General features: G+C 74.2%; 12 protein-coding genes. 3 read left to right on the top strand and 9 right to left on the bottom strand.

The features are described from left to right. Positions 1-138 precede the first annotated feature (138 nt). From AC4IJH_RS39770 to AC4IJH_RS39760, 3 genes are all read right to left on the bottom strand, one after another. A complete protein-coding gene (locus AC4IJH_RS39770; protein WP_490856884.1) occupies positions 139-4,137 on the bottom strand; it encodes an ATP-dependent helicase in 3,999 nt (1,332 codons plus the stop codon). A 92-nt stretch (positions 4,138-4,229) separates the two neighbouring features. Continuing rightward, positions 4,230-8,066 (bottom strand): ATP-dependent helicase, encoded by a 3,837-nt coding sequence (locus AC4IJH_RS39765; RefSeq protein ID WP_490856885.1) that lies wholly within the window; start codon positions 8,064-8,066, stop codon positions 4,230-4,232. A 242-nt stretch (positions 8,067-8,308) separates the two neighbouring features. Further along, the gene (locus AC4IJH_RS39760) at positions 8,309-8,743 is read right to left on the bottom strand and encodes an MGMT family protein (RefSeq protein ID WP_490856883.1); all 435 of its coding nucleotides are present in this window, start codon (positions 8,741-8,743) and stop codon (positions 8,309-8,311) included. Between the two features lie 185 nt (positions 8,744-8,928). Here AC4IJH_RS39760 and AC4IJH_RS39755 point away from each other — a divergent pair, with 185 nt between their 5' ends. From AC4IJH_RS39755 to AC4IJH_RS39745, 3 genes are all read left to right on the top strand, one after another. After that, positions 8,929-11,964: a lysylphosphatidylglycerol synthase transmembrane domain-containing protein gene (locus AC4IJH_RS39755; protein ID WP_490856882.1), complete on the top strand. Its 3,036-nt coding sequence runs from the start codon at positions 8,929-8,931 to the stop codon at positions 11,962-11,964. 147 nt (positions 11,965-12,111) lie between these two features. Further along, positions 12,112-13,812 (top strand): alpha/beta hydrolase, encoded by a 1,701-nt coding sequence (locus tag AC4IJH_RS39750; protein WP_490856881.1) that lies wholly within the window; start codon positions 12,112-12,114, stop codon positions 13,810-13,812. A 24-nt stretch (positions 13,813-13,836) separates the two neighbouring features. After that, positions 13,837-15,438 (top strand): alpha/beta hydrolase, encoded by a 1,602-nt coding sequence (locus AC4IJH_RS39745; protein WP_490856880.1) that lies wholly within the window; start codon positions 13,837-13,839, stop codon positions 15,436-15,438. A 72-nt stretch (positions 15,439-15,510) separates the two neighbouring features. On the opposite strand, the gene moeZ is transcribed toward AC4IJH_RS39745, so the two are convergent. The 6 genes from moeZ to AC4IJH_RS39715 all read right to left on the bottom strand — a co-directional run bounded on the left by moeZ (position 15,511) and on the right by AC4IJH_RS39715 (position 21,745). After that, positions 15,511-16,689, bottom strand: coding sequence for an adenylyltransferase/sulfurtransferase MoeZ (moeZ, locus tag AC4IJH_RS39740; RefSeq protein WP_490856879.1), 1,179 nt, complete (start codon positions 16,687-16,689; stop codon positions 15,511-15,513). 86 nt (positions 16,690-16,775) lie between these two features. Further along, on the bottom strand, positions 16,776-17,525 hold the full coding sequence (locus AC4IJH_RS39735; RefSeq protein ID WP_490856878.1) for a spherulation-specific family 4 protein: 750 nt from the start codon (positions 17,523-17,525) through the stop codon (positions 16,776-16,778). Beyond that, the gene (locus tag AC4IJH_RS39730) at positions 17,513-18,481 is read right to left on the bottom strand and encodes an NAD-dependent epimerase/dehydratase family protein (protein ID WP_490856877.1); all 969 of its coding nucleotides are present in this window, start codon (positions 18,479-18,481) and stop codon (positions 17,513-17,515) included. The genes AC4IJH_RS39735 and AC4IJH_RS39730 overlap by 13 nt, the downstream gene beginning before the upstream one ends. 59 nt (positions 18,482-18,540) lie before the next feature. Further along, on the bottom strand, positions 18,541-18,684 hold the full coding sequence (locus AC4IJH_RS39725) for a hypothetical protein (RefSeq protein ID WP_490856876.1): 144 nt from the start codon (positions 18,682-18,684) through the stop codon (positions 18,541-18,543). Continuing rightward, a complete protein-coding gene (locus tag AC4IJH_RS39720) occupies positions 18,681-19,901 on the bottom strand; it encodes a hypothetical protein (protein WP_490856875.1) in 1,221 nt (406 codons plus the stop codon). Before AC4IJH_RS39720 ends, AC4IJH_RS39725 begins: the two co-directional genes overlap by 4 nt. After that, positions 19,898-21,745, bottom strand: coding sequence for a DUF3492 domain-containing protein (locus AC4IJH_RS39715; protein WP_490856874.1), 1,848 nt, complete (start codon positions 21,743-21,745; stop codon positions 19,898-19,900). Before AC4IJH_RS39715 ends, AC4IJH_RS39720 begins: the two co-directional genes overlap by 4 nt. Between the last annotated feature and the right edge of the window lie 143 nt (positions 21,746-21,888).

Genomic DNA, 21,888 nt, shown 5'->3' with positions numbered 1-21,888 from the left:
ACGTCCGCCGCGCGGTCCGGGTCGGCCGACACGGAGGGGATGCGCAGCCACTCGGCGAGGTCGCCGAGGAAGGCGGCGCGATGGCCGTTGATGTACGTGCGGACGGCGCTGTCCGGGGTGGTGCTCATGGCATCGAGCCTATCCGCCTTCGGGGGCCGGTCCGTCGCCGGTCTCCGCTGTGACCTCTTGTTCCGCTTGCCCCTCTTGATCCACTTCTGCGCGGCGCCGATTGCCGACTTTCGGGTCGGTTTTGACGCCTGCCGCGGGGCCCGCCGGGCGGCGGGGACCACTCGTTCCGGGGGCGGGCCCGCAGGCGTGACCGTCCGCGGGGCCGGGGGCGTCTTCGGGTCCAGGGGCATCCGCAGGTCCGGGGGCGTCCGCGGGCCCGGGGGCGTCGTCGCATTCCGGGCGGTCCCGGCCGAGCAGTATGGCTTCGAGCTCGGCGCGGCCCGGGAGCCGCTGGGGCCGTACGGTCTCGCCGCTGCGGACGTAGAGGAAGACGGCGTCGACGGCGGACGGCGGCAGGCCGTGCTGTTCGGCCCAGGCCAGGCGGTAGACGGCCAGCTGGAGCGGGTCGGCGCTGCGGCCGCGGCCGGTCTTCCAGTCGACGATCTCGTACCGCTCGCCGCCGGGTCCGCTCTCCTTGTAGACGGCGTCGATACGGCCGCGGATCACCCGGCCCGCCAGGGTCAGCTGGAAGGGGGCCTCGACGCGGTACGGGGTGCGGTGGGCGTACGGGGTGCGCGCGAAGGCCTCCTTGAGGGCGGCCAGATCGCGCTCGTCGGCGATCTCCGTCTCCTCGTCGGGGTCGCCGCCGGGGAGTTCGTCCGGGCCGAGCATGGGCAGGGTCAGCTCCTCGAAGCGGGACTCGACCCAGGCGTGGAAGCGGGTGCCGCGGCGGGCTGCGGGCTGCGGGGGGCGCGGCATGGGCCGGGCCAGCTCGCGGGCGAAGGCGTCCGGATCGGCGGCCAGGCGCAGCAGTTGCGAGGCGCTGAGGGAGTACGGGAGGGGGACGTCCACGACGGTGGCGCGGGCCCGGCGCAGCTCGGTGGCGAGCGCTTCCAGGTCGCGGTCCCAGGAGGCGACGGCGCGGCGCTCCTCGGGGAGCAGGTCGGGGCTCGCGGCGGTGGTGCGGGGCGGCTCCGGGGCGGGGGTACGGCTCGGGGCGTCGGCCCGGCCCGGAGCGGGGTGTTCGGTGCCGTCCGCGGTGAGCGGGGCGGCCGTGGCGTGGTCGGCGGGTCCGGGGCCGGGTCCGGGTCCGGCGGGCGTGGGGCGCTCGGCGGACCAGGAGTCCCAGCCGGCGAGGGCGTCGGCGTCGTCCTCGGCCGGTGGCAGGGGGCCCTCGTCCTCGTAGGCGACCGCTGCGCCCTCGTCCTCGTAGGCGACCGCCGCTTCCTCGTCCTCGTAGGAGTACGCGTCGCCGTACGGGTCGTCCTCCGGCGGCACAGGCCACTTTGGGTCGGTGGCGGGGTGCGGGGCGTCGTGCGGAGCGCCGTCGTGCGGGGCCTCGCCGTACGGATCGGGACCGTACGGGGAGCCGTCGTCCCCAAAGCCCTCACGCGCGGCCCCGCCGTACGGATGCGCCTCGGCACCGCCCACCCGCTCCAGATGCGCCTCGGCACCGCCCATCCGCTCCAGATGTGCCAGCACCGTCCTGGCCGCCTCGCGCCGGCGGCGCGTCGCCTCCGGGTCCAGCGGCAGCGGCCAGGCGATGTCGCCGGCGACCGCGTCGAGGGCGGGGTTCTGTGCGCCCTCCTCCGGGGGGTCGGCCCAGGCCTCGATCTCGCCGTACCCCTGCTCGCAGTGCTCGCGCAGCGCGTGGAGGAAGGCGGAGGGGCCGCGCGGGCGCTTCTGGTCGGGGCCCCACCAGTGTCCGGAGCCGATGAGCAGCGAGCGGGGGCGGGTGAAGGTGACGTATCCCAGGCGGAGTTCCTCGGTGCTCTGGTGGTCCTTCATCGCCTCCTTGAAGGACTTCAGGCCGCGGCTGCTGAAGTCCGTCACGTCCGGCAGGGTCTCGGCGTCGCCGCGCAGGGCGTGCGGCAGGACCTTGGGCTGGGAGATCCAGGACTCGCGGGCCTGGTCGCTGGGGAACTGCTTGGTCACCAGGCCGGGGACCGCGACCACGTCCCACTCCAGGCCCTTGGACTTGTGGGCGGTGAGCACCTTGACGGTGTTCTCGCCGCCGGGCAGGGAGCTGTCCAGGCCCTTCTCGTGCTGGACCGCCGTGCGCAGGAAGCCGAGGAAGGCCAGCAGCGAGGCCTCGCCGTCCAGCGCGGAGCCGCCCTGTGCGGCGGCGAAGCCGGCCGCGGTGTCGAGGAAGGTGCCCAGGGTCTCGCGGCGGCGGGCGGCGAGGGCGTGCGGTGAGGCGGAGAGTTCGACCTCCAGGCCGGTGGTGGCCAGCACGCGGTGCAGTACGTCCATCAGCGGGTCGCCCAACGAGCGCCGCAGATCGCGGAGTTCGGCGGCCAGATGCGCGAAGCGCACCCGCGCCTGGGAGGAGAACGGCAGCCCGTCCTCCGGGCTGCCGTCGCCCTCCAGGAAGGTGTCCAGGGCGTCGGAGAGCGAGATGGTCTCGGCCGGGTCGACGCCCTCCACGGCCTCGGCCAGCCGTCGTTCGGGGTCCTGGGAGGGCTCGCCGCGGTGGACCAGGGCGCGCGCCCGGCGCCCCAGCAGGGCCAGGTCGCGGGCGCCGATGCGCCAGCGCGGTCCGATCAGCAGGCGTACGAGGGCGGCGTTGGCGGTCGGGTCCTGGAGCACTTCGCAGACCGCCACCAGGTCGGCGACCTCGGGCAGATGCAGCAGCCCGGAGAGGCCGACGACCTCCACGGGGATGTCGCGGGCCACCAACTCGCCCTGGATGCGGGCGAAGTCGCCTGCCGTGCGGCACAGCACCGCGATCTCGCCGGGGGCCCGGCCCGTGTGCACGAGGTGGGCGATGGAGTCGGCGAGCCAGGCCATCTCCTCGGTGTGGGTGGGCAGCAGGGCGCAGCGGACCGTGCCCTCGCGCTCGGCGCCGGGGGCGGGGCGCAGGGCCTCGACGCCTTCGTGCATGCCGCGCAGCGGCCGGGCGAGGGTGTTGGCGAGCTGGAGGAGGCGGCCGCCGCTGCGGCGGTTCTCGCTGAGCGCGAAGCGGCGGGCGGGGCTGCCGTCGGCGTAGGGGAAGTGCCGCGGGAAGTCGTCCAGGTTGGCGACGGAGGCGCCGCGCCAGCCGTAGATGGCCTGGCAGGGGTCGCCGACGGCGGTGACGGCGTGGCCGGTGCCGCCGCCGAACAGGCCGCAGAGCAGCAGGCGTTGGGCAACGGAGGTGTCCTGGTACTCGTCCAGCAGGACCACGGCGAACTCTTCGCGCAGCAGGCGGCCGACCTCGGGGCGGGTGGTGGCCAGCGTCGCGGACAGTGCGATCTGGTCGCCGAAGTCGAGCAGGTCGCGGCGGCGCTTCTCGCTTCGGTAGGAGCCGACGAGGTCGAGGAGTTCGCGGCGCCCGCGGGCGGTGTCGGGCACCTTGCGCAGGTCGGCGTTGGTGAGCTTGACGCCTTCGAGGGTGTGCAGCAGTTCGGTGTCGTACGCGCGCAGCCTCTCCGGCTCGACCAGGTGCTCGGCCAGTTCGCCGTCGAGGGCGAGCAGGTCTTCCACCAGTGAGGGCAGGGACTTGGTCAGGGCCGGGTAGGGGCCGGGGGCGGCGCGCAGCACCTTGGCGGCGAGCTGGAAGCGGGTGGCGTCGGCCAGCAGGCGGGCGCTGGGTTCCAGTCCGATGCGCAGGCCGTGGTCCTTCAGGAGCTGGCCGGCGAACGCGTGGTAGGTGGAGATCCGCGGCTCTCCCAGGGCGCCGTCGGCGGTGCCGGGCGCGGGGTCGGGGTCGGTCACCCCGGCGTCGATCAGGGCCTTGCGGACCCGCTCGGCCAGCTCGCCCGCCGCCTTGTTGGTGAACGTCAGGCCCAGGACCTGCTCGGGGGCGACCTGTCCCGTGCCCACCAGCCAGACGACCCGGGCGGCCATGACCGTCGTCTTGCCGGACCCGGCTCCGGCCACGATGACCTGCGGGGCGGGCGGTGCGGTGATGCAGGCCGTCTGCTCCGGGGTGAAGGGGATGCCGAGGAGCTCCTTGAGCTGCTCGGGGTCGGTGATACGAGCTGACACACCCGAGACGGTATCCGCCCCCACTGACAATCGCCGCCCCCGCACCGTTCACCAGGGACTTCGCTCCGTCCCTGCACCGGCGCCCCGGTGGCTCACTCCACGATCTGCCGTCCCTCCGGCAGTGCCGTGCAGGAGTTGCGGAAGGCGCAGTGGGTGCAGTGCTGTCCGGGGGTGGGTGCGAAGCGCTCCTCCAGGACGCGCCCTGCCGCGGTGGCCAGGAGGGTGGCGACCCAGTCGCCCTCCAGCGGCTGCTGGGCCTGGACGGCGGGCAGCGCGTCGCCGCCCTCCTTCTGGGGCGCGCCCAGCCGCAGATGGACCAGGGCGGCGCCGCCCGGTTCGGGCCGCTGCCCGCCGAAGACCTCATCGACGGCGCCCTCGCGCACCGCCAACTGGTAGACGGCGAGCTGGGGATGCTGCTCGACCTCCTTGGCGGTCGGCTTCTGTTTGCCGGTCTTGAAGTCGACGACGTAGGCGTGCCCGGCCGCGTCCTGCTCGACGCGGTCCATGCTGCCGCGGATGCGTACGGCGTAGCGCCCGGCCTCCAGGGTGACGTCGAAGGGGTGCTCGGTGGCCACGGGCGTACGGGCGAGGGTGTCGCGCTCCATGACGTGCCAGCGCAGGAAGCGCTCCAGGGCGGCGCGCGCGCTGTCCTTCTCCTGCCGGGACTTCCAGGGCGCGTCGAAGGCGAGCGCGTCCCACACCGACTCCAGGCGCTCCATGAGGACGGCCAGATCGGCGGGGGTACGGCCGGAGGCGACCTCGTCGGCGAGGACGTGGACGACGTTGCCGAAGCCCTGGGCGGCGGTGGCGGGGGTGTCCGCCTTGACCTCGCGGCCCAGGAACCATTGCAGGGAGCAGGTGTTGACGAGCTGGTCCAGGGCGCTGCCGGAGAGGGCCACGGGCTGTTCGGGGTCGCGCAGCGGGGCGGTGCTGTGCGTGGGTTCGTACAGGCCCCACCAGCGCTGCGGGTGTGCGGCGGGCACCAGCGGCTGGCCCTCTTCGTCGCGCAGCGCGGCCAGTTGGGCCAGCCGCTGGGCGGCGGCCTCGCGCAGCGCGTCGGAGGCGTGCGGGTCGACGGTGGTGGCGCGCAGTTCGGCGACCAGCGCGGCCACGGACAGCGGGCGGCGCGGGCGTCCGGTGACGTCGACGGGTTCCACACCCAGTTCGGACAGGAAGCGCGAGGGCTGGTCGCCGTCGTCGGAGGCGGCCTTGACGGCGGTGACGACCAGGCGTTCGCGGGCGCGGGTGGCGGCCACGTAGAACAGGCGGCGCTCCTCGGCGAGCAGCGCGCCGGGGGGCAGCGGCTCGGCCAGGCCGTCGCGCCCGATGCGGTCGGCCTCCAGGAGGGAGCCGCGGCGGCGCAGGTCGGGCCAGAGGCCTTCCTGTACGCCGGCCACGACCACCAGGCGCCACTCGAGGCCCTTGGAGCGGTGCGCGGTCATCAGGCGTACGGCGTCGGGGCGTACGGCGCGGCGGGTGAGGGTGTCGGCGGCGATGTCCTGTGCGGCGAGTTCCTCCAGGAAGTTGAGGGCGCCGCGGCCGCCGGTGCGCTCCTCGGCGCGGGCGGCGGTCTCGAAGAGCGCGACCAGTGCGTCCAGGTCGCGGTCGGCGTTGCGGCCCGCGGCGCCGCCCCGGCGGGCGGCGCCCTCCAGGCGGCGGCGCCAGCGGGGGGTGCCGTCCCACAGCTCCCACAGGGCCTGTTCGGCGGTGCCGCCGCCGGCCAGCAGCTCGCGGGTCTTGCGCAGCAGCCGGCCCAGTTCCTGGGCGCCGCGGGCGTACCCGGGGTCGTGCGCCACCAGGCGCTCCGGCTCGGCGAGCGCCCGTGCGATCAGCTCGTCGGAGGGCCGCGGTACGGCCTGTCCCGCCGCCCGCTCCTCCTCGCGCAGCGCCCTGCCCAGGCGCCTCAGGTCGGCGGAGTCCATGCCGCCCAGCGGCGAGGACAGCAGGTCGACGGCGGTCTCGGCGCTCAGCCAGGCGGCTGCGCCGGGCTCGGCCGACGACTCGGCTGCGCCGGGCCCGGCCGTTGTGCCGGGCTCATCCGGATCCTGGGCGGGTGCCCCCTCCCCCGGTGTCCGGTGATCGGCGGCGGCCCGGTGCGGCCCCTCGGCCGACTCGGGCAACTCGGCCGGCTCGGCCAATTCGGTCGGCTCGGTCGGCTCGGTCGGCTCGGCCGGCTCGGCCGGCTCGGTCGGCTCGGTCGAGGGCTGAGGAGCCGAGGGCTGAGAAGTCGAGGGCTGAGGGGCCGAGGGCTGAGAAGTCGAGGGCTGAGGGGCCGAGGGCTGAGGCGGCTCGGGCACCGCCGGACCGCCCGGCGGGAGTTCCTCGCCGTCGCGAGGGGAAGAGGCTGCCGCCGCATCCGCGGGCGGGGCTTCGGCGCCGTGCTGCGCGGCCGCCGCCGAAGTGGGCTCGTGCTCGGCGGGCGAGAGGTCCGCGGCGCCGGTGCCCGCCTCGTACGGAGCCGGTGCCCCGCCTGCGCTGTGGAGCGCGTCGGCCCCCCGGGCTCCCGTGTCCTCCAGGGCCGCCTCGGCCGCGACCCGCAGGGCGGACAGGAGGGGGGCGACGGCCGGTTCGTGGCGCAGGGGCAGGTCGTCGCCGTCGATTTCCAGGGGGACGCCGGCGGAGGTCAGGGCGCGGCGGACGGCGGGGATGGAGCGGCCGCCGGCGCGTACGAGGACGGCCATGTCGCTCCAGGGGACGGAGTCCTCCAGGTGGGCGCGGCGCAGGATGTCCGCGATGTTGTCGAGTTCGGCCCCGGCGGTGGGGTAGGTGTACGCCTCGACGCGGCCGCCCTCGCGTACGGAGGCCAGCTCCCGGTGGGCCCGTACCTTCTGGGCGGGCAGGCGGGTCAGCGGCATCCGGCGGGTCAGCAGGCGGGTGGCCGCCAGGAGGGCGGAGGCGGAGCGGCGCGAGGTGCCCAGGACCTCTACCGGGGCCGGGGTGCCGTCCTTACGGGCGAAGGCGGTCGGGAAGTCGAGGATGCCGTTGATGTCGGCGCCGCGGAAGGCGTAGATCGACTGGTCCGGGTCGCCGAAGGCGACCAGCGTGCGCCCACCCGCCGCCCGGCCGCCGCCCCGGCTCGACGCGCCGCGTGCGGCCCCTCCGTTGCCCGCGAGCGCGTGCAGCAGCCGTACCTGGGCGGCGTCGGTGTCCTGGTACTCGTCGACGAAGACCGCGTCGTAGCGGCCGGCCAGTTCGGCGGCGACCTCGGGGCGCTCCGCCAGAAGGACCGCCCGGTGGACCAGTTCGGCGTAGTCCAGCACCCCCTGTGCGTCCAGGACGTCCAGGTACTCGGCGAGGAAGGCCGCCGCCGCGCCCCAGTCGGGGCGCCCGGTCCTGCGGGCGAAGGCGTCCAGCGCGTCCGGCCCCAGGCCCAGTTCGCGGCTGCGGGCCAGGACGGCGCGCACCTCGTCGGCGAAGCCGCGGGTGGTCAGGCAGGCCCGCAGTTCGTCGGGCCAGGCGGCGCGGCCGCGGCCGGCGCGCTCCAGCCCGGCCTGGCCCTCCAGGAGTTCACGGACCAGGAGGTCCTGTTCGGGGCCGGAGAGCAGGCGCAGCGGGTCGGCGAAGAGGTCGGCGTCCTGGTGGGCGCGCACCAGGGCGTAGCAGTAGGAGTGGAAGGTGGTGGCGCGTGGCCCGTAGGAGGCGCCTGCCGTGTCCCCCAGGCGGGCCGCCATGCGGTCGCGCAGTTCGACGGCGGCCTTGCGGCTGAAGGTGAGCACGAGGATGCGCTCGGGGTCGGTGCCCTCCCGTACGCGGCGGGCCACCGCCTCCACCAGGGTGGTGGTCTTGCCGGTCCCCGGGCCTGCCAGAACCAGCAGCGGCCCGTGGGTGTGGTCAACCACGGCGCGCTGACGTGCGTCCAACGCAGGAGGGTCCGTCCGTCCCGGCGGGGTACGTACCAATCGGTAGGCGCCGGCGGCATCCCGCCGCACCGGCCGGGTGTGCTGCTGTGCCGGCGGGGTGGCCGAGAAGGAGGAACTCACGTGGATCGCCGGTCCTGGTGGGGGTGCTGTGGGCGGTGCGGGTCGCGGGTCTGGTCGTCTCCTCGCCGTACGCGCCCGACGGCGGGGCGGCGGTGAGGGCTGTGTCCGACGCTACGCCAGGTGGCGCACGAGCCGCAGCGCGTCCCGTGACCGTACGGCCGATGCTGTCAGTTGTGGCGCCGGATGTGCTGTCAGTTCCGCCGGGCCGGGTCGCCGTCGTGCCGTGCGCCCCCGGCCGGGCCGCCGGTGCCGTCCCAGCGGGCCCTGCGCATGTCCAGGCGCGGCAGGTGTCCTTCGGCGGAGCGGGGTGCCTGGCGCAGCGGGGTGCCCTCGTCGCGGTAGTGGCCGAGCGCGCGCAGTTCGTGGCCCGGCAGCAGCGCTCCGTCCGCGCGCACCACGCGCCACCACGGCACGGCGCCTCCGTACAGCGCCATGACGCGCCCCACCTGGCGCGGCCCGCCCTCGCCCAGCCACTCGGCGACGTCGCCGTAGGTCATCACCCGGCCCGGGGGGATGGCCTCGGCCACGTCCAGTACCCGCTCCGCGTACTCGGGCAGTTCTCCGGCGCCGCCCGTCCCGTCGCCGCCGTGTCCCGTGCTGTCTCCGGTCGCACTCATTCGGCCCATCCTGCCGCACCGCGCCGACGGCGCCATCCGGTACGGGAGGCGGTGGTGCCGCGGCGCACTCGGGCGCGTGCGGCAGCGCGCGTTCCGTTTCCCGCGTCCCCGAAATGCACCCTGATGCCCTCCCTCGTCGTCGGGCCGTGCCACCATCTTCCGGGCGGTGACTGGTGATACGAGATCAAGAAGAGATGGCCGGACAGCAGGGCGCGGCGCCTCCTGGGGAGGCGGGCGCCCCTGACGCGCTGCCCGCCGACGGGAGCGAGGGCCCGGATTCCGCGGCCGCCCCGGATGCCGTCAGTGCCACCACCGGGATCACCAGCCCGTCCCCGGACGCCGAGCGTCCGGATCAGCAGCAGGGGGAGCCGGCCACGGCTTCCAGGACCGAAAAGGCGAGCACGATCAAGAAGGCAGAGAGCACCGCGGAGCCGGATTCGGACGAGAAGGGAGGCAGAGCGGACACCCAGGGGGCCGGTGCGGCAGCCGTGGCGGACGGGCCGGATGCGGCCGGACGGGCCACCAGGGCCGACGGGGCCGATCGGAGCGGCAGCACCGACAAGCGCGACAAGGCCGATAGAGCCGACAAGGCCGATAAAAAGGCCAAGCGCGACCGGCACGAGGACTGCGTGGACCGCGAGATCCACGTCGACCGCGTCTCCGGTGACGAGCCGCTGCTCCCCGCCCGTGTGCACCGCCCCTCCGACCTGCTGCGCTTCCTGCTCGGCATCGCCGGTATCGCGCTCGTCCTGGGCCTGGCGACCTTCGCCCACGCCACGACCCAGGGCCTGGAGGACGACATCCACAGCGGGGCCAAGAACGCCCCGCCACTGCTGATCAACTTCGCCGGGCTGGCGTCCAGCATCGCCGTACTGATCGTGCCGGTGGCCTTCGCCGTCGAGCGGCTGATCAAGCGGGACGGGCTGCGGATCGCGGACGGTGTGCTGGCCGCCGTGCTCGCCCACGGCGTCTCGCTCGCCACCGACCTTTGGGTCACCGAGGCCGCTCCCGATTCCATCAAGGGCGCGCTGACGCAGACGCTGGACAACGGTTCCTTCACCGCCCCCGTGCACAGCTATCTGGCGCCGGTCATCGCCTATATGACGGCCGTGGGCATGTCCAAACGCCCGCGCTGGCGCGTGGCCATGTGGTTCGTGCTGCTGCTGGACGCCTTCGCGGTGCTCATCGGGCGGTTCACCACGCCCTTCGCCATCGTCACCACCATCCTGATCGGCTGGACGGTCGCCTTCGGCACGCTCTACACCGTCGGCTCCCCCAACGTCCGCCCCACCGGTCAGCACCTCCTGGCGGGCCTGCGCAGGGTCGGCTTCAAGCCGGTCAGCGCGATGCGCGCGGACGACAGCGCGGACCCCGAGCACCCGGAGCACACCGACCGGGGCCGGCGCTATCTGGTCACACTGGAGGACGGGCCGCCCATCGACGTCACCGTCGTGGACCGCGAGCAGCAGGCGCAGGGCTTCTTCTACCGCGTCTGGCGCCGGCTGTCGCTGCGCGGCATCAACCAGCGCCGCAGTCTGCAGTCGCTGCGGCAGGCCCTGGAGCAGGAGGCGCTGCTGGCGTACGCGGCCATCGCGGCCGGTGCGAACGCCCCCAAGCTGATCGCCACCTCCGAGCTGGGCCCGGACGCGGTGATGCTGGTGTACGAGCACATCGGCGGCCGTCCGCTGGACTCGCTGCCGGACGAGGAGATCACCGACGAGCTGATGCGCAGCGCCTGGCGGCAGGTCAAGGCGCTGCAGTCGCGGCGCATCGCGCACCGTCGGCTGGTCGGTGACGCCCTGCTGGTGGATCGTTCCGGCAAGGTGGTCCTCACCGACCTGCGCGGCGGTGAGATCGCGGCCGGCGACCTCGTGCTGCGGATGGACATCGCCCAGCTGCTGACCACCTTCGGCCTGCGGGTGGGCGCCGAGCGCGCGGTACGGGTGGCGGTGGAGGCGCTGGGCCCGGACACCGTCGCCGACAGCCTCCCGCTGCTCCAGCCCATCGCGCTCAGCCGCACCACCCGGGCCACGCTGCGCCAGTTGGCGCGCGAGCGCTCCAAGCGGGAGCGGGAGGCCGTACTGGAGGCCTCGCGCGCCGCCAAGGAGCAGCGGGCCGCCGAGCACGGGCGGCGCAGGGACCGCAAGACCCTCAAGGCCGAGATGAAGGCCGACAAGAACGCCGAGAAGAAGGCGCTCGACGAGGCGATGGAGGAGGCCCGCGAGGAGGATCTGCTGGTGCAGATCCGTCAGCAGGTGCTGCTGATCCGCCCGACGGCACCGGTGGAGCCGGCCCGCCTGGAGCGGCTGAGCCCGCGCATCCTGATCAGCTGGATCGCCGGTGCGTTCGCCGCGTACTTCCTGCTCTCGCAGCTCACCCACATCGAGCTGGACAAGGTGATCGGCGAGGCCCAGTGGGGCTGGGTGGCGGCGGCGCTCTTCTTCTCCGCCGTCACCTACATCGCGGCGGCGCTGAGCCTGTTGGGCTTCGTCCCCGAGAAGGTCTCCTTCGTACGGACCGTGATCGCGCAGGTCGCGGGCAACTTCGTGAAGCTGGTCGCGCCGGCCGCGGTCGGCGGGGTGGCGCTCAACGCCCGCTTCCTGCAGCGGGCCGGTATCCGGCCGGGCCTCGCGGTGGCCAGTGTGGGCGCCTCCCAGCTGTTCGGGCTGGGCTGTCACATCCTGCTGCTGCTGACCTTCGGCTATCTGACCGGCACCGAGAACACCGCCTCGCTCTCGCCCTCCCGTACGGTCATCGCCGGGCTGCTGACCGCCGCCGTGCTCGTGCTGGTGGTCACCGCGATCCCGGCGCTGCGCAAGTTCGTGGTCACGCGGGTGCGGTCGCTGTTCGCCGGGGTGGTCCCGCGCATGCTGGACATCCTTCAGCGGCCGCAGAAGCTGATCACCGGCATCGGCGGCATGCTGCTGCTGACGGTGGCCAACGTGCTGTGCCTGGACGCCTCGATCCGGGCGTTCGGCGGCGGCGACAAGATCAGTTACGCGAGCATCGCGGTCGTCTTCCTCGCGGGCAACGCGCTGGGCTCGGCGGCGCCGACGCCGGGCGGTGTGGGCGCGGTGGAACTGGCGCTGACCGGTCTGCTCACCGGCTTCGGACTGCCCGGTCCCACGGCGCTGTCGGCCGTGCTGGTCTTCCGTCTGATGACCTTCTGGCTGCCGGTGCTGCCGGGCTGGGTGTCCTTCACCTACCTGACGCGCAAGGGCGAGATCTGACCGGCCCGCTGCCGCTCTCCTCCTGTTTCCCCTGCGGCCTGATGCCTCCCGCGCCCGGCCGCGGGCCGTCGCGCGGGGGATTGTCAGTGCCCACCCCTACGATGACTGAGCGTGATCGGACCATGCTCGACGGTGAGGGGTACGGAAATGGCGAAGCCCACGACGGCCGTGTTCGTACGGGGTGCGGCGGCGGCCGTACGGCGCAGGGCGCTCGCCGCCGTGGCCGTACTGCTGGCCTTTCTCGTCACGGCCTGTAGCGGCGTACGGGCCCCGGAGCCGTCCGCGCGGCGGCCCGACGACAAGCCGTCGGCGAGCGCGCTGCCGCCGCTGCCCGCCTCCCTCACCGCCCAGCGGCTCGCCTGGCGGGCCTGCGCGGCGCCGTCGCGGGCGCAGGGCGGAAACGGCAAGGCCCCCAGGCCGCTGGCGGACGGCAGCCGCTGGGAGTGCTCCACCCTCAAGGTGCCGCTGGATTACGCGCGGTGGGGGCCGGGCGCCGACCGCGGCGCGACGATCGGCCTCGCGCTGATCCGCGTCCGCTCCACGGCGGCGCCGGGCCGGCGGCTCGGTTCGCTGGTGTTCAACTTCGGCGGCCCCGGCGGCTCCGGGGTGGCCTCGCTGCCCGGCTGGGCGGCCACCTTCGAGCGCCTGCGCTCGCGCTATGACCTGGTGAGCTTCGACCCGCGCGGGGTGGGGGCGAGCGCGGGGGTGCGCTGCCGTACGGACCGGGAGCTGGAGGCCGCCTCGCTGCTCGACGCCTCGCCGGACACCGCGCGCGAGGAGCGGGCGTTCATGGCGGACGCCATCGCCTACGGCGCCGGCTGCGCGCGCCGGTCGGGCCGGGTGCTGCCGCATGTCGGCACGGCGTCCGCCGCCCGCGACCTGGACGTACTGCGGCAGGCCCTCGGCGATGCCCGGCTCTCCTACACCGGCTTCTCCTACGGCACCGAACTCGGCGCGGTCTACGCCCACTTGTTCCCGAAGAAGGTGGGCCGCGTGGTCCTGGACGCCGCCGTGGACCCCACGGCGGACGCCTTCGGCCGGGCGCTGCACCAGACGACGGGATTCCAGCGGGCGCTGAACGGCTTTCTCGCGGACTGCGCGCGCAAGGGGCGCGCATGCCCGGTCGGCGGCGGCCCGAAGGAAGGCACCCGCAAGGTCGCCGCGTTCCTCGACCGCCTGGACCGGCGCCCGCTGCCGACCCGGAGCAAGCGACCGCTGACCCAGACCCGGGCCCTGAACGGCATCGTCCTCCCCCTTTACAACAAGGGGAGCTGGCCGGCGCTGCGCACCGCGCTGCACGAGGCGCTGGCGCGCGGCTCCGGCGATCGCCTGCTGGCCCTGGCGGACTCCTTCAACGACCGTGACCGGCACGGGCGTTACAGCACCGCGGGCCAGTCGCAGCGGGCGATCTCGTGCGCCGACACCCGGCAGCGGCCGACCGTCGCCGAAGTACGGGCCCGGCTGCCCCGATTCCGCGCCGTCTCCCCCGTGTTCGGCCCGTTCATGGCCTGGGACCTGGCCGGGTGGTGCGCCCGCTGGCCGGTGCCCGGCGCCTGGCACACCCCTCAGGTCGGCGCACCGGGCGCGGCGCCGGTCCTCGTCGTCGGCACCACGGGCGACCCGGCCACCCCGTACGAAGGCGCGGCGCGGCTGGCCCGGGAGCTGGGGCCGGGGGTCGGCGTGCACCTCACCTACCGGGGCGAGGGGCATGGCGCGTACCCGTCGGGGGACCGCTGTGTGACCGGCGTCGTGAACGGCTATCTGCTGGCGGGAAGAGTCCCGGCGAATAACACGATCTGCCCGCGATCAGCGCGAAGCAACACCGACCCCCAGGTCAAGAGGAGGTAAAAGATGGGGCTAGGATGACGCCTTATGTCGAGTTCTATACGGGCAAAAGCCCTGGTCGCCCTATCCCTCGCACTGGCCGTCGGTGCCACCGCGTGCGGGGGCGGCAGCAGCGAGGCCGAGAAGGACACGTCCTCGGCCTCCGCGTCCCCGCAGGCCACCGCGCTCCCCGCCGCGCTCACCTCCCAGAAACTGACCTGGAAGGCGTGCCCCGCACCGAGCGCCGCGCAGGGCGGCGCGGGCGAGGCGCCCGGAAAGCTGGCCGACGGCACCGCCTGGGAGTGCTCGACCCTCAAGGCGCCGCTCGACTACGCCGAGCCGGACGGCGAGACCATCGACGTGGCGATGATCCGCGCCACGGCCAGGCAGGACGGCTACAAGCGGCTGGGGTCGCTGGTGTTCAACTTCGGCGGGCCGGGCGCGTCCGGTGTGGCCATGCTGCCCAACGCGGCCGAGGAGTACGAGAAGCTGCGCCGCCAGTACGACCTGGTCAGCTTCGACCCTCGGGGTGTGGGCAACACCTCCGGTGTGAAGTGCCTGGACGACAAGGCGATGGACAGGGAACTCCAGGCCGAGCAGCCGGGGCTGAGCGAAGAGGCCGAGGAGAAGCTCGCGGTCAAGAAGGCCAAGGAGTTCGCGGCGGCCTGCCAGAAGAACTCCGGCAAGATCCTTGCGCATCTGAGCACCACCAGTACCGCCCGCGACATGGATCTGATGCGCCAGGCTCTCGGCGACGACAAGCTCAACTACTTCGGCATCTCGTACGGCACCGAACTCGGCGGCGTCTACGCCCACTTGTTCCCGAAGAACGTCGGCCGCACCACCCTCGATGCGGTCGTCGACCCGACTTCCGACTCTGCGCAGCGCCTGCTGAGCCAGGCCAAGGGCTTCCAGCGCGCGTTCGAGAACTTCATGAAGAACTGCCGCACGAAGCACGGGGCCGACTGCCCCACCGGCGGCAGCACCGCAGAGGGCAACAAGGAAGTTGCCGCCCTGCTGGAGCAGCTCCGCAAGGAGCCGGTCCCCACGGAAAGCGGCCGCAAGCTCACCGCCGAACTCGCACGGACGGGCATCGAAACGGCGCTCTACAACGAGGACGCCTGGGAAGCACTGGCCGGGGCCCTGCAGGAGGTGGAGTTGGAGGGCAGCGGTGACAGCCTCCTCATGCTCGCCGACCACTACCTCGGGCGCGACGACAAGGGCCGTTACGACAACTCCATCGCAGCCCAGGCCGCGATCACCTGCGCCGACTCCAACCAGCGCTTCACCCTCGAAGAGGCCAAGAGCAAGGTCGCGGAGCTGAAGAAGGCCTCCCCCGTCTTCGGTGAGTCCATGGCCGCCGGGCTGCTCAGCTGCAGCAACTGGCCCGTAAAGGGCGAGCGCAAGCTCCCCGAGGTCTCCGCCCCCGGCGCCTCCCCCATCCTCGTCATCGGTAACGAGGGCGACCCCGCCACCCCGGTCGAGGGTGCGAAGAAGATGGCCGACAAGCTCGGCAAGGGGGTCGGGGTGAACCTCACCGTCAAGGGCGAGGGGCACGGCACGTACGGCGTCAACTCCTGCGCCACCAAGGCCGTCGACGGCCTCCTGCTGGACGGCAAGGTCCCGGCGGACGGCACCGTCTGCTCGTAACGCCACGCGTACGAACGCCGCGCGCACAACAGCGAGGGGGCCCGTCGGCGAACGGGCCCCTCGCGGCCGTGCTCAGTACACCGGTTTCTCGGGCTCGACGGTGTTGACCCAGCCGATCACGCCGCCGCCGACGTGCACCGCGTCCGCGAAGCCCGCGGACTTCAGGACGGCCAGCACCTCCGCGGAGCGCACCCCGGTCTTGCAGTGCAGAACGATCTTCTTGTCCTGCGGCAGGTCCTGCAGGGCGCTGCCCATCAGGAACTCGTTCTTGGGGATCAGCTTGGCGCCGGGGATCGAGACGATCTCGTACTCGTTCGGCTCGCGGACGTCGATGATCTCGATCTTCTCGTCGGCGTCGATCCACTCCTTGAGCTGCTGAGGAGTGATCGTCGAGCCGGCCGCCGCCTCCTGGGCCTCCTCGGACACGACGCCGCAGAAGGCCTCGTAGTCGATGAGTTCGGTGACGGTGGGGTTCTCGCCGCACACCGCGCACTCGGGGTCCTTGCGGACCTTGACCTGGCGGTAGCTCATCTCCAGGGCGTCGTAGATCATCAGGCGGCCGACCAGCGGCTCACCGATTCCGGCGAGCAGCTTGATGGCCTCGTTGACCTGGATGGAGCCGATGGAGGCGCACAGTACGCCCAGCACGCCGCCCTCGGCGCAGGAGGGGACCATGCCCGGCGGCGGGGGCTCGGGGTACAGGCAGCGGTAGCAGGGACCGTGCTCGGACCAGAAGACAGAGGCCTGGCCGTCGAAGCGGTAGATCGAGCCCCAGACGTACGGCTTGTTCAGCAGCACACAGGCGTCGTTGACCAGGTAGCGGGTGGCGAAGTTGTCCGTGCCGTCCACGATGAGGTCGTACTGGGCGAAGAGCTCCATGACATTGGTGGAGTCCAGGCGCTCTTCGTGCAGATTGACCGTGACGTACGGGTTGATGCCGAGGACGGTGTCCTTGGCGGAGGCGGCCTTGGAGCGGCCGATGTCCGCCTGGCTGTGGATGATCTGGCGCTGCAGGTTCGACTCGTCGACCTCGTCGAACTCCACGATGCCCAGCGTGCCCACGCCCGCGGCGGCGAGGTACATGAGCGCGGGCGAACCCAGGCCGCCGGCGCCTACGCACAGCACCTTGGCGTTCTTCAGCCGCTTCTGCCCGTCCATCCCGACATCCGGGATGATCAGGTGGCGGGAGTACCTGCGGACCTCGTCGACGGTGAGCTCCGAAGCGGGCTCTACCAGGGGTGGCAGCGACACGGGGACTCCGTTGGTCGGTATCTCGGTACGGGGACCGTCCCCGCGGATGCGGGGAGCATCTTGCCGCAACACTGCCACGCCCCTCCCTATTCCGAGACACCTGTTCCAATGCGCGAGACGAATTCGTCCCAGTAGCCGGGCAGGGCCTCCCAGGCGTCCCCGCCGTGGTCGGTGCGGTCGGTGAAGTAGACCGTCCCCGCGCCCTGCCAGCGCGCGATGCGCAGCGCCTCTTCCAGGTGTGTGCGCGGCACGCCGTGCACCAGGTGGCAAAAGCGCTCCGGCGGGTATTGCGCGGTCCACTGCGCGGCCTGCGACCAGCGGTACTCCGCCCACGGGCCGCAGAAGGTGACGAGCTGGTCGGCGGTCTCGGCGTACCCGGGATGGGGGTGGGCGCCGTGCCGCAGTACGAGGTGGGTGTCCTCGGCGAGCGCGCGCAGGGTGGTGGTGATGCGGCGGGTCTCGGGCAGGTGTGTCCGCTCTGTGGGACAGCGGTCCAGGAAGAAGCCGTCGGCCTTGTACCAGTCCAGGAAGCGGTGCGCCTGGGAGATCAACTCGCCGAAGGGGCGCGCCCCGTGGGCCAGGTCGAGGTGTCCGAGGACCTTGAGCCCGGCGCCGCGCAGCCGGGTGGTGGCGGACAGGCAGTGCGCGTCGGGGCGCTGGCCGGGGCCGCGCGAGACGTTGAGCACGGTCCAGTGCAACGGGGTGGCGGGGCGCAGCAGTTCGGCCCACTCGGCGGGGGCGAGCAGCGGATGGGCGAAGCCGGGCACCCCGACGCCGAGCGGCTGGGGCGGTGCCGAGGCGCGGCTGCCGTTCGTACGGGAGATCAGATGCGACATGCGGCCTCCATCCAGATGTCGGCCAGGGACTCCTCCAGTCCGATCCGCGGACGCCAGCCGAGACGGTCGCGGGCGGTGCGCACATCGGCCTGCTGCCAGCTGCCGCAGCCGTCCGGGTAGGGGAACGCGGGCGGGGCCGCGCCGTGTTCGGAGGAGGGGCCGGGGATGGCCAGCCGGGCGGCGCCCGCGGTGTAGCCGGGCGGGGCGTCCAGCTCGTGCAGCTGGCCGCCGAATCCGGCGACCCGGGCGAGCAGCGCCGCGGCCTCGCGCAGCCGCACCGCGCGCCCGGTGCCGATGTTGACGATGCCCTGGGCTGCGGAGAGCGAGGCGGCGTGCACGGCCCGCGCGACGTCCCGTACGTCCACGAAGTCGCGCTGGACGCCGAGTCCGCCGAGCTTGAGTTCGCTGTCGCCCGCCTGCATGGCGCGGCGCATCGCCTCGGCGAGGCGGCCCAGTGGTGAGCCGGCCGGGGTGCCGGGGCCGACCGGTGAGAAGACGCGCAGGACGACGGCGTCCAGGCCGGAGCCCAGGACGAGTTCGGTGGCGGCCAGTTTGCTGACGCCGTACGGGCCGCCGGGGCGGGGTACGGCGTCCTCGGCGGTGGAGGAGCCGGGCTGGGAGGGCCCGTACTCGGAGCCGCAGCCGAGGTGGACGAGCCGGGCGCCGCAGCCGCTGCGGCGCAGCGACTCGCAGATGGTGGCGACCGCGACGGTGTTGTGGCGGGTCAGGTCGCGGGCGCCGCCGCGGGTGGCGCCCGCGCAGTTGATGACCACGCCGGGGTGCACCGCGTCCAGGAAGCGGGTGAGGGCCCCCGGGCTGCCGGTGGCCAGGTCGAAGCGGACATCGGCGTCGTCGCCGCGGCCGAGCGCGGTGAGCTGGACGGCGGGGTCGGCGAGCAGACGGTCGGCGACATAGCGGCCGAGGTATCCGTTGGCGCCGATGAGCAGCACCCTCATCGTGCGGCCCCCCGGTCCCGGCGGTGTGCGGTGGGGTGGTCGTTCATCTGCCTTGCTCCTCAAGGGTGGTGGAAATCCGCGTCGGCACCGACGGCGGTGACGGCGTCCGCGTCGTGGCCGGTGGGGACGATGGAGGGCGGTGGGGGCGGCGGGGCGGCCGCGCCGGCCGATGGGGCGCGGCGGCGGGGCGCGGGCCCGGTCACGGGGCGCCTCCTTGGGCCGCGGGTGCGTGCGCCGAGGCGCCGGTCAGTACGCGCAGCCCGTACAGCAGCAGGGCCAGGGCGCTGGTGGCGCAGGCGACGGCGGGCAGGGCGGCCGGGCCGAGGGTGGTGGCGACGGCCTCCACCGGGCGCGCCACGGGGGCGAGTCCGGGCAGCCGGGCCACCAGGAGGGAGGCCAGGGCCAGGCCTTCCAGGGCGCCGGCGGCCGCGGTGCCGGCCACGGCCGCCTCGGGGAAGCCGTGCACGGCCAGCAGCCGGGCCGTGAAGAGCAGCGCCCCGCAGGCGAGGGCCGCGGCCACGGGCCACAACCCGCCCTGCCCCAGCGCCACTTGGCTGACGAGCAGCAGCCCGCCCAGCGCGCAGACGAACAGGCCGGTGGCGGCCGCCAGCAGGGGCCGTACCCGTACGGCGAAGTCCTCCAGGCCGCGGCTGGCCGCCAGTGAGCGCCGGGCGCGCGCCGCGAACCACTGCGCGCATCCGGCGGCGGGCAGCACGGCCAGGGCCAGCGCCACGGCACTGGCCGCCGAGACCCGCAGCCATGCGGGGAGGGGGCCGTCGGTGGCCGCCGGCGCGCCGGGCCCGCCCGTGATCAGCTGGGCCGTCAGCCAGTCCCCGCCGAGCGTGATCGCGAGGAGCCAGCCCGCCCACAGCGCGGCTGCCGCGCCCCCGCTCTGCCGCGCCCGCAGCGGGCCGTCCCGCAGGCACCACCACAGCGCGAGGGCGATCAGCAGCACTCCGGAGGCCCCAATAGCGGGCAGCATCAAGGGACTTGACGGCCGCGGGAGGATCAGCGCGGCGGCGGTCGCGGCGCACAGGGCGCCGGGCAGCAGGTGCGGGACGACGCGTACGCCGCGCCGCCGCACCCGGTGGCCGCCGCCCTCGGTGTCCCGCCCGTCCGCTCGCGCGGTCCCCTCGGCGCGCGGGACGCGGGCGTAGAGCTCCTCGGCCAGCGAGAAGACGTCGCGGTGCCGGAAGCGGGCCGCCGTGCGGTCGGTGACGCCGTGCGCCTCCAGCCCGGCGGCGATCTCCAGGGGGTCGGCGGCTCGCTCGCACAGCTTCTTATGACGGTGCATCAGAACCCGTACGGGATCGGCCGGTCCGCGCCGCGCACCGCCGACACGCGGCCCGGCACCCTTCGCATTCCCCACACCCTGCCCGCTGTCCAAGCCCTGCGCGCGCCCCTCGCCCGGTGCACTCATGCGCTCGCCTCCTCCCGCCACGCCCCGTCCCGCAGCTCCTGCGAGCCGGGCCAAGAAGCGCACCCGGGCGGCTCGTCGAGCACATCCCGCTCGACCGCCTCCGCGCGGCTCTCCGCGCCCGCCCAGCTGGGCGCCCGTCCCGTCGGCGCCACCGCCCTGCCCCCGGCCCAGCGGCCCGGGACATGGGACTCGGCGGGCCGGGCGAACGGCCGGGGGACGCCGTCCTCGTCGCAGACGGCGTCCCCGTCCTGGCGGGCCGGGGTGTGCGAGATCAGCTCCAGGTAGATGCTGCGGAACGCGGCGATGTTCTGGTCGACCGTGAACAGCTCCAGGGCGCGGGCCCGGGCCGCCGCGCCGAGGCGGGCCCTGCGCTGCGGGTCGCCGAGCAGCGCCAGGCAGGCGTCCGCCAGGGCGCGCGGATTGCGCGGCGGCACCACCAGGCCCGTGCCGCCGATGATTTCGCAGACCGCGCCGACGTCGGTGGAGACCGTGGCCCGCCCGCAGAACATGGCCTCCACCAGGGAGCGCGGGAATCCCTCCACGACGCTGGACAGGACCAGGACGGCCCCGGAGGCGTACGCGTCGGCCAGGCGGGGCACTTCGGGGCTGCCGACCTCCTCGAAGGAGACCGGGTTCTCCCCCGCGCTGCGCGCGTCGGCGGCCTCGTCGGGGAAGAGCTGGGCGGCCAGCGCGCGGCAGTGCGCGAGGTAGGCCGGGGCGTCCGGGGCGCGGCCGGGAGAGCCGATGATCCGCAAGGTGGCGTCCGGCCGGGCACGGCGGACCTCGGCGAAGGCGTGCAGCAGGGCGATGAGGTCCTTGGCGGGCTCGATGGAGCCGACCCAGACCAGGGTCGTGGAGTCGTCGGCGGCGGCGTCGGCGACCGTGGCGAAGCGGCGCGCGTCCATGCCCGGATAGACCGTGCGCAGCCGCTCGCGGTCCGCGCCGCAGCGCTCCTGCCAGCGCCGGGCGTGGGTGTTGCCGGGGGTGATCAGCGCGGCCTGGGCGTAGGTCTCGGCGGCCAGGGCGCGGTGGAAGGCGGCGGTCAGGGCGCGTACGGGCGGGCTCAGGTCGGACGCGGCGCGCTCCAGGCACTGTTCGCGCAGCCGCACGCCGTACTCGGTGACCAGCAGCGGGGTGCCGAAGAAGCGTTTGGCCAGGAGGCCGGGGAGCGCGGCGGCGCCACCGGAGGTGGCGTGGCACAGGTCCACGCCCGCCAGGCCGGGGGTGCGCTCGTCGCCGTACCAGTCCAGCGACAGGGGGCGCAGGGCGAGTTCGAGGTGCTCGGCCAGGGCGAGGAGGTCGGGGAGCTGGGCGTCGTGGGCGGCGTGCAGGGCTCCGGGGGCACGGCAGGCGGCCTCCAGGACGCGTACCGCCTGCTCGGAGCGGAGCAGCGCGGGCAGCGCGCCGCACTCGCGGGCCAGCTCGGCCAGGCCGTACAGACCCGCGGCGAAACGGTCCGCCTCCTGCCCCGGGCCGCCGTGCGGGACCGTACCGAAGGCCGCCGCCAGGTCCCCGAAGGCCTCGGCGAACCACCGCCGTTCGCGCCGCCCACCGCCGAAGCCGCCGCGCGCACCGCCCCACAGGCCACTGCGGGAGCGCCCCCTGCCGCCTTCGGGCCGGGCCCGCTGCTCCTCGTGGAGTTCGCCCCACAGCGGTGCCGTACGCACCAGCCGCACCCGGGCGGGCAGCTCCTGCCAGCCGTGCGCCTCCTGCTCGGCGCTGCGACTGAGGGCGTAGACCTCGAATTCGTGGCCCGTGAGCCCGCGCACGAGCCGGTCGCACCACACGCGCGATTCACCGGACGCGTACGGATACCCACCCTCGGTGAGCAGACCAATGCGCACCAGCGCACCCCCGTCCTCCCATATCGGCGTCCATGAGGCGGCGGCCAGGGCCGCCACCTGCAGGGAGAGGCCTGGCCCGCCCCTGCGGAAACGACGCTACGCAAAACCGACGGTGGGGGGGGGGGGGGGGGGGGGGGGGGGGG

The sequence above is a fragment of the Streptomyces sp. UF-297 genome, assembly GCF_058245575.1.
Note: the sequence above shows the minus strand (reverse complement) of the source record. Positions and strands in the feature narration are given on the sequence as shown.